The following is a 14,777-nucleotide window of genomic DNA, read 5'->3' as shown; positions in this document are numbered from 1 at the left end:
CCGGCGTCACCGTCGACGAGGCCGACGAGGAGACCGTCGTCGTGTCCGGGCGGGCACCACGTCGTGGTGCTCGGCGAGCTCCCGGCCGGTGAGCGCGACGCCCTGCGGACCGCGCTGCCCGCCGACGCCACCTGCCGGTTCCTGGAACCCGTGGACGGTTCACTGGACCGCCAGTACACCGAGGCGGTCCGGCAGCTGTTCGCCGTGGTGCGTGGGATCCTCGAGCGCGGTGTACGACAGCCGGTGCTCCTCCAGGTCGCGCTGGCCGGCACCGCCGACGCGCCCGACGGGCGCGAGCGTCTCGCCTGTTTCGGCGGACTGGCCGCCCTGCTGAAGACGGCCCACCTGGAGAACCCGTTCCTGCACACCCAGTTCGTGGAGTGCCTCGACGGGGTGTCAGCGGCCACCCTCGCCGCCCGCCTGGTGTCCGAGGCGGTGCCCGAACCCGAGCCCGAGGTGCGCCACCGCGGTGGCCACCGGTATGTCGGCCGGCCGGCGGAGGCCACCTCCGCCCGGGCCGCGGCCGCGCCCTGGAAGGAGGGTGGGGTCTACCTCATCACCGGAGGCGCCGGCGGTCTCGGACTGATCGTGGCGCGGGAGATCGCCGCGTCGGTCCACCGAGCCACCGTGGTGCTCACCGGCCGCTCGCCGCTGAGCGAGGAGCGGCGCGGCGCGCTGAACGCCCTGCGCTCCGCAGGGCTGACCGTGGACTACCAGCGCGCCGATGTCGCCGATCGGGCCGCGGTGGCGCGCGTGCTGTCCCATGTGGCCGACAACCATGGGCAGTTGACGGGAATCCTGCACGCGGCCGGAGTGATCGAGGACAACTTCGTCCTGCGTAAGAGCACCGAGGAGCTGGAGCGCGTCCTCGCACCCAAGGTCGCCGGGCTGGTCCATCTCGACGAGGCGAGCCGGGAACTGCCGCTGGAGGTGTTCCTGTGCTTCTCCTCGCTCAGCGGGGCCTTCGGCAACCCGGGGCAGGCGGACTACGCCGCCGCCAACGCGTTCATGGACGCCTACGCGGCCTACCGCAACCGCCTGGTCGACGCCGGGCTGGGCAGCGGCCGGACCGTGTCCGTCGGATGGCCGCTCTGGGACGAGGGCGGCATGGGAGCAGCGGACCACACCGTGCGGGAGCATCTGCGCAGCGCGGGCCTGGCACCTTTGGACACCGCCCGTGGGCTGACGGCACTACGGTGTGCCCTGGCCCCGCAGGAGAGCGGCCCGGACGACGGGAGGCTGCTCGTCGTCATGGGCCGGCGCAGCGCCCTGCTGCCCCGTCTGACCGGCCGCGCCGAGGAGCCGGCGGACGGCCGGACGGAGCCCGCCCCCCGGCCGGTCCACGACGCGACCCCCGCCGAGCCGGCGGAAGCGACGGACGGCTCGGCCCGCGCCCTGGAGGACCGGGCGGTGGCACATCTGCGGCCCCGGCTGGCGGCGGCCCTCAAGCTCGGCCCCGAGCGCCTGGACCCCGACACGCCGCTGGAGCGGTACGGCATGGACTCCGTCCTGGCGGTGAACCTCATCGGCCGGCTCGAACAGGACTTCGGCTCGCTGTCACGGACGCTGCTCTTCGAGGTGCAGACGGTCCGCGGGCTGGCGCGGTACTTCGCGGCCGAGCACCCGCAGGCCCTGCGCGCGCTGCTCGGTGAACCCGTCGTACCGCAGCCGGCGCGGCCCCGCCCGCCCGCGACCCCCGTCCCGGCAACCCCCCGAACCCAGGAGCCCGCGCCCGCACGGCACCGTGCTGACTCCGGGGACCAGGCCGGGCCGCGCGAGCCCGCGGCCGTCCGCGACCGCGGCGCCGGTCCGGACACGCCCGGGCACGGCCGGGAGATCGCGATCATCGGCATCGGCGGCCGCTACCCGCAGGCCGAGGACCTGGACACGTTCTGGGCCAACCTCCGGGCCGGCAAGGACGCCGTCACCGAGGTCCCGGCCGACCGCTGGGACGCCGAGCGCTCCGGCCGCGGCCGATGGGGCGCGTTCCTCGACGGAGTCGACCGGTTCGACCCGCTGCACTTCGGCATCTCGCCCCGCGAGGCCGCGGCGATGGACCCGCAGCAGCGGCTGTTCCTGGAGACCGTGTGGCACCTGCTGGAGCAGAGCGGCGTGACCCAGGAGGTCATCGAGCGGCGCTACGGGCGGCGCGTGGGCGTGTACGTCGGAACGGCGTACCAGATGTACCGGGCGGACGAGTCCGACCCCACGCTCGCGGCACTCACTTCGGCGGCCTCGTACAACCTGATCGCCAACCGGGTCTCGCACTTCTTCGGCCTCGAGGGACCCAGCCTGGCCGTGGACAGCATGTGCACTTCCTCGACCATGGCCATCCACCTCGCCTGCGCCGACCTGCTGCGTGGCGAGAGCGAGCTGGCCATCGCCGGAGGCGTGAACCTGACGGTCCATCCGGACAAGTACCTGGCGCTCTCCGAGATGCAGCTGCTCGGCAGCCACCCGGGCAGCCGCAGCTTCCGCGACGGCGACGGCTACCTGCCCGCGGAAGCCGTCGGCGCCGTGCTGCTCAAGCCGCTGGACGCGGCGCTCCGCGACGGCGACACGATCCACGCCGTCATCAAGAGCACGGCCTCGATGCACGGCGGCCGCTCCAACGGCTTCATGACGCCGAGCCACCGGACCCAGGTCAGCGTCATGCGCCGGGCGCTGGAGCGAGCGGGCGCCGGGACGGGGTCCATCGGGTACGTCGAGGCCGCGGCCAATGGAACGGCCTTCTCCGACGAGGTCGAGGTCCGGGCACTGCGCGAGGTGTTCCGCGGCGTGGCCGAGCCGGTGGCGCTCGGCACCGTGAAGTCGAACCTCGGTCACCCCGAGGCCGCCTCCGGCATCGCCCAGCTCACCAAGGTGGTGCTGCAGCTGCGGCACGGGGAACTGGTGCCGCTGGTCGGGACCGGCTCTCCCAACCCCAACCTGGACCTGGACGGCACCGCGCTGACGCTCTGTGACCGGCTCACCGCCTGGGAGCCCCGGGGCACCGCGGACGAGGACGGCCGGCCGGTGCCGCGCCGGGCGCTGATCAACTCGGTGGCGGCCGGCGGCAGCCATGTCAGCCTCGTGATCGAGGCGCCGCCGCAGCCCGAGGCCGCCGCCCCCGAGCCCGAGCGGGGGACCGGGCCGCAGCTGGTGGTGCTCTCCGCCAGGAACTCCGAGCGGCTGCGGACGGCTGCGAGGCGGCTGCACGACTTCCTGGACCGCGACGGCTCGGCCGACCTGGCGGACCTCGCGTACACCTCGCAGCTGGGCCGTGAGGCGTTGCCCGAACGGCTCGCCGTGGTGGCCGGTTCCACGCAGGAGCTGAAGCACGCCCTCGCGCACCACCTGGCGGACGGCTCCGGGACCGGCCAACCCCCGGCCCCGGCCACACCGGTCCATCGCGGCAACGCCGAGGAGGACGCCGGCCCGCTGGGCACGGTGCTCGTCGGTGCCCGGGGCGAGGCATTCCTCGCCGGCCTCGTCGCGGACGGCGACCTGGCGAGCCTCGCCGAGCTGTGGGTGCACGGAACCAGGGTGCCGTGGAGCAACCTGCACCACGGGCGGCGCCGCCTGCTGCCGCTCCCGGCGACCGCCTTCGAGGCGGGCAGCTACTGGGTCGGCCGCAAGCCCGCCGGCCCGGTCGAGGCGGAGCCGCCGGCCGACGCGGCCGTCGGCGCCGCCCGGCACGCGGCCGCCGACCGGCCCGGGGACGGCAAGCTCACCGACACGGAGCTGACCATGATCTCCCTCTGGTCGGAACTGCTCCAGATCGAGGCCGCCCAGATCGAGGTGACGACCAACTTCTTCTCGCTCGGCGGCAACTCACTGATGGCCAACCGCCTGATCAACCTGGTCAAGCAGCGGGTCGGCGTGGAGCTGCCCGTCCAGGCCGTCTTCGACGCTCCCCGACTCGCCGACATGGCGGCCGAGCTGGAGCGCCGCGTACCGGGGGCCCTGCAGGCGAGCGCGCTGGAAGTGGACAGGATCTTGGAGAGCATCGACCTCATCGAGCGCATGAGTGACGAGGAGCTGGCCGCCCTGGACATCGAGAACTAGGCAGAGGGGACGACGATGAGCGCCACCAGTCAGGACCGCGGTCTTGAGCTGATCCGGAAGATCCGCTCCCTTCCCGCCAAGCGGCAGCGCGCCCTGATCGCGCTGCTCCAACAGCAGGGCGTCGACCTCTCCGCACTCGACACCATCCCGATCCTGAACAGGTCCGCCGACGAGCCGGTACAACTCTCCTTCACCCAGCAGCGGTTGTGGTTCCTGGCCCAGCTGGACGGCAGCAGCCCGGCCTACAACATCCCGGTGGCGATGCGCCTGCGCGGCCCCTTGGACCGCCCCGCGCTGCTGCGCGCGCTGGACGCGCTGGTGCAGCGGCACGAGTCGCTGCGTACCCGCTTCGTGGACCGTGACGGCGTTCCGTACCTGCACATCGGCGACGGGCGGGACTTCACCGTCCGCGAAGAGGAGCCGGCGAACCCGGCGGACGTGGCGCTGATCTGCGCCGAAGAGGCGGCCGCCCCCTTCGACCTGGAACGCGACCCGATGATCCGGGTCCGCCTGTTGCGGCAGGCCGAGGATGAACACGTGCTGCTGGTGACGATGCACCACGGGGTCTCCGACGGCTGGTCGGTCGGCGTCTTCATCCGTGACCTGGCCGCCCTCTACGAGGCGTTCCGCGCAGGTCTGCCCTCGCCGCTGGAACCGCTGCCGGTCCAGTACGCGGACTACGCGCACTGGCAGCGTCAGTGGCTGGTCGACGAGGTGCAGACGCGCCAGGTGGAGTACTGGAAGAAGCGGCTCGCGGGGATCGATCCGAGACTCACGCTGCCCGTCGACCGGGAGCGCCCGGCGGTCAAGACGTACCAGGGGGCGCGCGAGCGGTTCCGCTGCCCGGCCGACCTGCTGGACAGGCTGCGGGAGGTCGCCGCGCGGCATGACGCCACCCTGTACATGACGCTGCTGGCGGCCTACTCCGTGGTGCTGCACCGCCACACCCACCAGAGCGACATCGCCGTCGGCACGGTGGTGGCGAACCGCAACCGCATCGAGGTGGAGGGGCTCATCGGCTTCTTCGCCAACACCCTGGTGATGTGTGCCGACCTGTCGGGCGATCCGGCCTTCACCGAGCTGCTGGCCCAGATGAAGAAGACCGCGCTGGAGGCCTACGACCACCAGGACGTGCCCTTCGAGGCCGTGGTGGACGCCCTCCAGTTGGAGCGCAGCCTCAGCCACTCGCCGGTCTTCCAGACCATGTTCGTGCTTCAGGAAGCCGAGACCGGGCAGGAGTACCGGCCGGGCGGGCTCGAGGTGTCCGCGATCGAGGTCGACGTCGACTTCACCAAGTTCGATCTCACCCTGGACCTCCGCGAGACGCCGGACGGCCTGGTCGGAACCGTCGAATACAACACCGACCTGTACGACCGGGAGACCATTCGGCGCTTCGTCGGCCACTACACCGAACTGCTGGCCGCCATCGCGGCCGACCCCACGGCGCGCACGTCCCGGCTCGGCATGCTCGGCGCGGCCGAACGGCACCAGGTCCTGAAGGAATGGAACGACACCGGCCGACCCTTCTCGGACGACCGGTGCCTGCACCAGCTGTTCGAGGAGGCGGTGCAGCGTCACCCGGACCGCACCGCCCTGCTGGAAGGCGACCGCTCCTGGACCTACACGCAGCTGAACGCCTGGGCCAACCGCATCGGCCACGCCCTGCGTCGCCGCGGGGTGGGACCGGACACCCAGGTCGGTCTGTGCCTGGAGCGCTCCGCGGAGATGGTGGCCGGCATCTTCGGCATCCTCAAGGCCGGGGGCTCCTACATGCCCATCGACCCGTCCTACCCGGCGGCCCGGATCGCGGAGCTGGTCGAGAACTCCGGCACCCGCGTGGTGCTCACCCAGCCGCACCTGGACGCCGAGCCGCTCGGCGGCACCGTCGAGGTGCTGACTCTGCACCGCGACGGCCGGATCCTGGACCGGGACGGACAGGCACCCGCGTACGCGGAGACCGACATCCCGGTGGCCGAGCTGGGGCTCGGCCCGGAGCACCTGGCCTACGTCATCCACACCTCCGGCTCCACCGGCCGCCCCAAGGGCGTCATGATCGAGCACCGGGCGGCGGTCAACCGCATCGAGTGGATGCAGAACGAGTACGGCCTCACCGCGGACGACGTGGTCCTCCAGAAGACCCCCTTCAGTTTCGACGTCTCGGTGTGGGAGTTCTTCTGGCCGCTCCTCTTCGGCGCCCGGCTGGCCGTCGCCGAACCGGGGGGCCACAAGGACCCGGGCTACCTGGTCGAGGCCATCCAGCAGTTCGGGGTGACCACCCTGCACTTCGTGCCCTCCATGCTCCGCTCGATGGTGGCGGAGCCCGGCTGGTCGCAGTGCACGACCGTACGCCAGGTGTTCTGCAGCGGCGAGGCCCTGCCCCCGGAGCTGTGCGAACGTCACTACGCGCGCCACTTGGCACCCCTGCACAACCTCTACGGCCCCACCGAGGCGGCCGTGGACGTCAGCCACTGGACCTGTCCCGCCGACCCGCTGCCACGCACCGTCCCGATCGGCAGGCCGATCCAGAACATCCGGCTCTACGTGCTGAACGACGCCCTGGAGCCGCAGGGCATCGGGTGCGTCGGCGAGCTGTACATCGCCGGCGCCGGCCTGGCCCGAGGCTATCTGCACCAGCCGGAACTGACGCGTGAGCGGTTCGTGCCGAACCCCTTCGACGATGCCCCGGGCGCACGCATGTACCGCACCGGTGACCTGGCGCGCTGGCTGGCGGACGGGACCCTGGAATACCTCGGACGCGCCGACGACCAGGTCAAGGTGCGCGGATTCCGGATCGAACTGGGCGAGATCGAGCACCGGCTGGCCGGGCATTCCTCGGTGCGCGCGTGCGCGGTCGTCGTCCGTGAGGACCAGCCGGGCAACCCCCGGCTCGTCGCCTACACGGTCCTGGACGGCGAGCCGGAACTCGCCGACCACCGTGCCGTACTGGCCGGGCACCTCGAACGAAGCCTGCCGGAGTACATGGTGCCCAGCGCCTTCGTGGTGGTGGACGCACTGCCCGTCACGGCCCACGGCAAACTCGACCGCAAGGCCCTGCCGGCGCCCGGCATGGAGGACTTCGCCCAGCGCGCCTACACGGCCCCGAGCACCGGGACCGAGCGGTTCCTGGCGGCCCTGTGGGCCGAGCTGCTGGGCTTCGACGAGGAGCGGATCAGCACCGACGACAACTTCTTCGCGCTCGGTGGCCACTCCCTGCTCATCACCGTGCTGGTGGCCAGGCTGAAGGCCCACGGCCTGCGGGCCACCGTACGCGACGTGTTCAGCGCCTCGACCCTGTCCGGGCTCGCGGCCGTGATCGACCGGACCGAGGACGGCACGGACTTCACCGTCCCGCCCAACCTGATCCCGCCCGGCTGTGAGCGGATCACCCCGGACATGCTCCCCCTGGTCGACCTGAGCCAGGAGCAGATCGACTCGATCGTGGCCACCGTTCCCCGAGGCGCGCCGAATGTCCAGGACATCTACCCCCTGGCCTCGACCCAGGAGGGCATCCTCTTCCATCACCTGATGGACCCGGACAACGACCCGTACCTCGTCTCGACCCTCTACGTCGCCGACGACGAGGCGGCCAGCACCAGGTTCACCGAAGCCCTCCAGGCGGTGGTCGACCGGCACGACGCCATGCGCACCGCCGTGGTCACCGACGGTCTGTCCGAGCCGGTGCAGGTCGTGTACCGCACCGCCGCCCCGGCAGTGGAGCGGACCCGCCTCGACCCCGACGGGGACCCCGAGCAGCAGGCGCGGGCCCTGCTGGAGCGATTCGGGCGGATGGCACTCGACCGGGCTCCGCTGCTGCGGCTGGTCATCGCCGAGGACCCGAACTCCGAGCGGCGCTACCTCCTGCTGAACGCCCATCACCTCATCGAGGACGCCACCTCGTTGCGGCTGACGCTCGAGGAGCTGGGGGCCCACATGGCGGGCCGCGCGGAACTGCTGCCGCCCCCGGCGCCCTACCGCGACTTCGTCGCCCACGTCCTGGACCAGCGGGACCCGGACGAGGCGGAGGCCTATTTCCGTGGCGTCCTCGGCGATGTCACCGAGCCGACGACGCCGTTCGGGCTCACCGATGTGCGCGGCGACGGCCGCCGGGTACTGCAGCACCGCCGCTCCCTGGCCCCCGGCCTCTCCCGTGACCTGCGCGCTCAGGCGCAGCGTCTGCACCTGAGCCCGGCCTGTCTCTTCCATGCGGCCTGGGCCTTGGTGGTGGCCGCGTGCAGCGGACGCGACGACGTCGTGTTCGGCGCCGTGATGTCCGGTCGGCTGCAGGGCGTGCCCGGGGTCGAGCGGATGCTCGGCAACTTCATCAACACGCTTCCCATGCGGACACGACTGGCCGGCCGGACCGTCCGGGAGCTGATCACCGACGTCGACACCGCGCTGAAGGATCTGATCGCCCACGAGCAGAGCCCGCTGAGCCTGGCGCAGCGGTGCAGCGACCTCGACGGTGACGCGCCGCTGTTCAGTGCGGTGGTCAACGTCCGGCACTTCGAACCGGGGCACGGTGACGTCTCGGTGGCGGGCATCAACGACCGAGGAGTCCGCTTCCTGACGGCCGGGGACGCGATCAACTACCCGGTGACGGTGTCGCTCGACGACTTCGGCAGCGAGTTCTCACTGGACGTCCAGGTCGACGAGTCGGTGGCCTGCGAGGCGGTCGCGGACTATGTCGAGACCGCGTTGTCGGGGATCGTCGACGCCCTGGCCACGGACGGAGGTGAGGGCACCGCGGCACTGGACGTCGAGGTCCTGCCCGCGGCCGAGCGGCGGCGCCTGCTGACCGAGTGGAACGGCTCGGCGGTCGACGTGACCGCCACGACCCTCCTCGCGCCGTTCGAGGCGCAGGTGGAGCGCAGCCCCGACCGGACCGCGCTGGTCTTCGAGGGCGAGACGCTGTCCTATGCGGAACTGAACGCCCGGGCCAACCGGCTCGCGCACTGGCTGACCGAGCAGGGCGCGGGTCCCGAGCGCCTGGTCGCGGTTCGTATGGAGCGCTCGTTCGACCTGGTCACCGCGGTGTACGGCGTGCTGAAGTCCGGAGCGGCGTACCTGCCCGTCGAGCCGGACCTGCCGGCCGAACGCGTCGAGCAGATGCTTGCGGACAGCGAGCCCCTGCTGGTCCTCGAGGAACTGCCGGACACCTCCAGCCACCCGGAGTCCAACCCGGGTGTCACGGTGTCGCGCGAGCACCCCGCCTACGTGTTCTACACGTCCGGGTCCACCGGCAGGCCCAAGGGCGTGGTGATCTCCCACCGCGCCGGACTGAACTGGCTCTCGTGGAACCAGCGCCGGTACGGCCTGCGCGACAGCCACCGGCTCCTGCTGAAGACGTCCGTGGGGTTCGACGTGTCGGTGCCGGAGCTGTTCTGGGCGTTGCAGGTCGGCGCGAGCCTGGTGATCGCCCGGCCCGACGGGCATCGGGACCCCGCGTACCTCGCCCGGCTGATCAGCGAGCAGAACGTCACGGACGTCTACTTCGCGCCGTCCATGCTGGCCGCCTTCCTCGCCGAGCCGGCCGCGGCCCGGTGCACCGGCCTGCGCCGCGTGGAGGCCGTGGGCGAGACGCTGCCGGTGGAGCTGGCGGAACGCCTCACGCGTGCGCTGCCTGGCGTCGAGCTGTACAACGGGTACGGGCCCACCGAGGCCGGAGCGGTCACCGCCTGGCAGTACCGCACCGAACCGGGCGCGACGGGCGTGCCGATCGGCACCGTCGTGCCGAACGTCCAGGTGTACGTCCTGAACCCGGCGCTGCGGCCCGTGCCGCCGGGCGTGGCCGGAGAGTTGTACATCGCCGGCGACGGCCTGGCCCACGGCTATCTGAACCGGCCCGAGCTGACCGCCGAACGCTTCGTGGCCAACCCGTTCACTCCCGGAGCGCGCATGTACCGCACCGGTGACCTGGCCATGCGGCGGCCCGACGGCGTCCTCGAGTACCTCGGCCGCATCGATGACCAGGTGAAGGTGCGGGGCTTCCGCGTCGAGCCGGGAGAGATCGCGAATGTGCTGCTCACCCATCCCGCGGTGCACGGCGCCGTCGTCGTCCCGCGGGCGGGCGGCGACACCCGCGCACTGGTCGCCTATGTGAGTCCGGACCAGCAGTGGCTGGAGACCGTCGGCAAGGAGTACACCGAGGATCTCGACCGGTGGCAGCGGCACTTCGAGGACGAGTACGCCGCCGGCGCCCCGGACCCGGCCGGCCGGCGCAGCGAAGGCGGCGGCGAACCGATCGCGGGGAGCGGGGCGCGCGGACACGCCGACGCCACCGTCCGCCGCATCGAGGAGCTGCGGCCCGAGCGCCTGCTGGAGATCGGCTGCGGCGTCGGCACCCTGCTCTTCCGCTACGCGCACCTGTGCGCTTCGGTGCACGCCCTCGACCTCTCGGCCGCGGCGCTCGACGCCGTCCGCCGGGGCGTGGCACGCCGCGGCTGGTCGCACGTCACGCTGAGCCAGGGCGACGCCCTGGCCGTGTCCGACCTGGCCGGGCAGACGTTCGACACGATCGTGCTCGACTCGGTGGTGCAGTACTTTCCGAACCGGCACTACCTGGACGAGGCCATCGGCAGGCTGCTTCCGCTCCTGGAGGAAGGCGGCAGCATCGTCTTCGCCGACGTGCGGAACCTGGACCTGTTCCCGGCCCTGTCGTGCGCGGCGGAACGGAGCCGCACGCACGGCCCCGTCACGGCCGGGGAACTGGCCGCGCAGGTGGAGCGTGCCCGCAGCCAGGAGAGCGAACTGCTCGTCAGCCCCACCTACTTCGCCGGACTGACCGAGCGGTTCCCCGAGCTGGGCGCCGTCGACCTCCTGCTCCGGCACGCAGCGGGGGGCGACGGAATCCTCGCCGCCGACCGCTACGACGTGGTCCTGACGAAGGGGGTGACGGCGACGGCCGAGGCCCTGCCGTGGCTGGATGCCGCCACCCCGGCCGCGCTGCGCTCGCTCCTGGACGGGGGGACCCCCGACCGGTTCGGCGTCGGCGGCCTGAGCAACCCGCGCGTCACGGACGAGGTACGGGCCTGGGAGGACCTGCGGCGAGGATCGCCCTCCCGTACGGTGCAACCGCTGCCGGACGGCACCCGGCCGTCCCCGTGGGCCGCGGAGAGCGTCCGCGACCTCGAAGCCGTGCTGCGGCATGCCGGGCACCTGGGCTACCAGGTGTCGGCCACCTGGTCGCAGGACCGGCTGGACGGCCTGGACCTGGTCTTCAGCAGGCACGAGTCACCCCGCGTGCGGGCGCGTGCCCGCTACGGCGCCGCCCGCCTGACGAACATGCCCCAGATCGGCCGGCTGGGCCCGTCGACGGCCCGGATGCTCAAGGAACATCTGTCGGCGAGCCTTCCGCACTACATGATCCCCAGCGCGTTCGTGCTCATGGAGGAGCTGCCCGTCACGCCGAACGGCAAGATCGACAAGCGGGCGCTGCCCGTCCCGGACGAGGGCGACGTGGCCAAGGAGGCCTACGTCGCGCCGGCCACCGGGGCGCAGCAGACCCTGTGCCGGATCATCGCCGAGGTCCTGGGGCTGACCCGCGTCGGGCTTCAGGACAACTTCTTCGACCTCGGCGGGCACTCGCTGCTCGCCACCCGGCTCATCCTCCAGGTCAAGAAGGAGACGGGCGCGGAGCTGCCGCTCCAGCTGATCTTCAGCGGCGCCACCGTCCGGGAACTGGCCGACGCCCTGGAGCAGGAGCCGGCAGGCCGGCGGAGCGAGGAGCCGGACACCGCCGCAGACGTCCGGGAGCCGGGTGCGGCACCCCTGTCCCTGCAGCAGCGGGACCTGTGGTTCCTCAACCGGCCCGAGCACCTGGGCACCGCGCACTACAACGTGCAACTGGCCTTCCGGGTCGAGGGAGCGCTGGACCGCGACGCCTACGCACGCGCCGTCCGCTCCCTGGTGGAACGCCATGCCGTACTGCGCACCAGCTACGTCCGGCACGAGGGCACCGTGACGCAGCGCGTCAACGACAGCGGCGGCTACGAGGTGAGCGTGCTGGAGGCGGCCTCGGAGGAGGCCGCGACGGAGTGGCTGCGCGCCGAACGGGCCCGGCCCTTCGCCGCGGACGACACGTACATGATCCGGGCGCATCTGCTGGCCCTGTCGGACACCAGGCACCTCGCCGTGCTCACCCGGCCGTGGGGCGTGTTCGACGGCTGGTCGGTGAACATCGTGCTGGCGGAACTGGTGGAGACCTACCGTGCGTTGAGCCAGGGCGACGAGCCGGACCTGCCCACGCTGTCGCTTCAGTACGCGGACTTCGCGCGCCGGCAGCACCGCATCGTCGACACCGCCGAACTCTCCCGCCAGGAGGAGTACTGGCGGCGGCAGCTGGACGGCCTGCCGGCCTGCCTGTCGCTGCGCACCGACTACCGGCGCGGCCCGGTCAAGAGCCACCAGGGCTCCTCGGTGCAGCTCCAGGTGCCCTTCGAACTGCTCGGCCGGCTCAGGCGCGTGTGCCAGGAGCAGAACGTCACCCTCTTCATGCTGCTGCTGTCCGCGTACGCCGTCCTGGTGGGCGGTCATGCCGAGGACGACGACCTCGCCATCGGAACAGCGGTGACGAACCGGCCCGGCGCCGACCTGGAGCAACTCGTCGGCTACTTCGTCAACTTGCTGGTCCTGCGGCTGGACGCGGCCCCGGACCGTGCCTTCTCCGACGTCCTGGCGCAGGCCAGGCGCGTCACCACCGAGGCACACCAGCACCAGGACCTGCCCTTCGCCGAACTGGCCGGATCCCTCGTCCCCGAGCCTGATCCGGCCCACTCCCCGCTGTTCCAGGTGATGTTCAACCTGCTCCCGGCGCCGACCACCGAGGCCGGCGACGGCGGCGGGGCCACGGATCTGGAGATCAGCCCCCTGCCCACAGAGGCCGGGACGGCCAGGTACGACCTGAACCTGGTGGTGCGGGAGACGGACTCCGGGCTCGAGGGAAACCTGGAGTACAGCACCGACCTGTTCGCCAGGAGCACGGCCGAGGACATGGCGCGGTCCTACGAGCAGCTGCTGCACCGGATCGCGGCGGCCCCGGAGTCCGAAGTGACCCGACTGCGGACCGCCGAGGCGCACACCGGCGATCGCCCGGACGGCCCGGGTCGGCACCCCACCGGCCGGACCGCACCCGACGACGCTCCGGCCTGCCCCGTGACCTCCGGTCCCCCGACGAGTCCGCGCCCGGCAGAGGAGCAACCCGCCGGGACACCGATCGCCGACGACACGACCGCGGCACAGGGCGAACCCCCACGACCCACCGGCAAGAGGAGATACACCCGCATGGCCCCGACGCCCCCCACCATGCCCGGGCACCCTGTCTTCGGATCCCTGATGGACCTTCAGCGGGACGCCCTGGGCACCTATCTCAAGGCGCAGCGCGACCATGGTGACGTGGTGCGGTTCACGGCGGGGCTGCCCGGTGCGCGGGGTGAGTTCTACGCCGTGTTCTCGGCGTCCGGAGCGCAGCAGGTGCTGGCATCCGCGGCGCAGACCTTCACCAAGGAGAACCGGTTCCTCGGCGAACTCCGGCAGTCCTTCGGCAACGGCCTGCTCACCAGCATGGGTGACGAGTACCTGCGCCAGCGCCGGCTCCTGCAGACCCTCTTCACTCCGCGTCAGGTGGACAACTACGGCAGCGAGATCACACAGGAGGCGCAGCTGCTGGCCGAGCGGTGGAGCACGGTGCCCGACGCCACCGTCGACGTCGCCGAGGAGATGACCGCGCACACGCTGCGCACCATCACCCGGATCCTCTTCGGGACGAAGAGCGACGTCGACACGATGGTCCGCACGGTGCAGCGCAACTTCCCGCTCATCAACGCCTACGCGGTCAAGCGGGCCTTCGGCCCGTTCCACCTGCCCCGGAAGGTGCCCACCCCGGGCAACCTCCGCGCGGCCAAGGCGCACCAGGAGCTGTACGACGTGTGCGACGCGATCGTCGCGGCGCGTCAGGCCGAGGAGTCCAGGACGCCCACGGACCGGCACGACATGCTCAGCCTGCTGGCTCGCGCACAGGGGGAGGACGGAGCACCGATCGGCGCGAAGGAGACCCGGGACCAGGTCCTGATCTTCCTCATCACCGGCCACGAGAGCACCGCCACCACCCTGGGCATGGCCCTGCACCTGCTGGCCACCCACCCCGAGGCACTGGCACGGGCCCACCGCGAGGTCGACACGGTGCTCGCCGGCCGCGAGCCCGCCGCGGCGGACATGGACGACCTGGCCTATCTGGTCAGGGTGATCAAGGAGACCCTCAGGCTCTACCCGGCGGCTCCCGCCCAAGGCCGGGTCGCCACCGAGAACGCCCAGGTCGGGGACTACACCATCCCCAAGGGCGCCAACGTGGTGATCAGTTCCGGCGTGGTCCACCGGCACCCCGACATCTGGGAAGACCCGGATCGGTTCGATCCCGACCGGTTCCTGCCGGAGCGAGAGGCGGAGCGGCCGCGGTACGCCTGGTTCCCCTTCGGCGGTGGTCCGCGGGCCTGCATCGGCCAGCACCTGGCGACGCTGGAGGCCGTCCTCACCCTGGCGGTGCTCCTTCAGCGCTACTCCTTCACTCCCGTGGACCTGGACATCCCGCTCGACACGGGAATCACTCTGCGCCCCACAGGCCAGGTCCGCTGCAAGTTGACTCCTCGCGACTGAACCGCGAAAACCGCAGGAAATGCCGAGCGATTGTCGGGCCGGACAATTGCTTCGACGATAGGGAAGAACGGGGAATTGGCGTG

The 14,777-nt window shown here is 71.9% G+C and carries 2 protein-coding genes; both read left to right on the top strand.

What is annotated here, in order from left to right:
• The first annotated feature begins 66 nt into the window (after nucleotides 1-66).
• Nucleotides 67-4,047, top strand: coding sequence for an SDR family NAD(P)-dependent oxidoreductase (locus ACWC5O_RS23065; protein ID WP_450781048.1), 3,981 nt, complete (start codon nucleotides 67-69; stop codon nucleotides 4,045-4,047).
• 15 nt (nucleotides 4,048-4,062) lie between these two features.
• The gene (locus tag ACWC5O_RS23060) at nucleotides 4,063-14,694 is read left to right on the top strand and encodes an amino acid adenylation domain-containing protein (RefSeq protein ID WP_450587764.1); all 10,632 of its coding nucleotides are present in this window, start codon (nucleotides 4,063-4,065) and stop codon (nucleotides 14,692-14,694) included.
• Nucleotides 14,695-14,777 lie beyond the last annotated feature (83 nt).

It is taken from the genome of Streptomyces sp. NPDC001450 (genome assembly GCF_053597295.1).
This window is presented reverse-complemented; position numbering and strand designations above follow the sequence as displayed.

Bases quoted from the DNA above. Each gene is read 5' to 3' on its own strand.
- ACWC5O_RS23060 (WP_450587764.1), top strand. From the start codon at position 4,063: ATGAGCGCCACCAGTCAGGACCGCGGTCTTGAGCTGATCCGGAAGATC.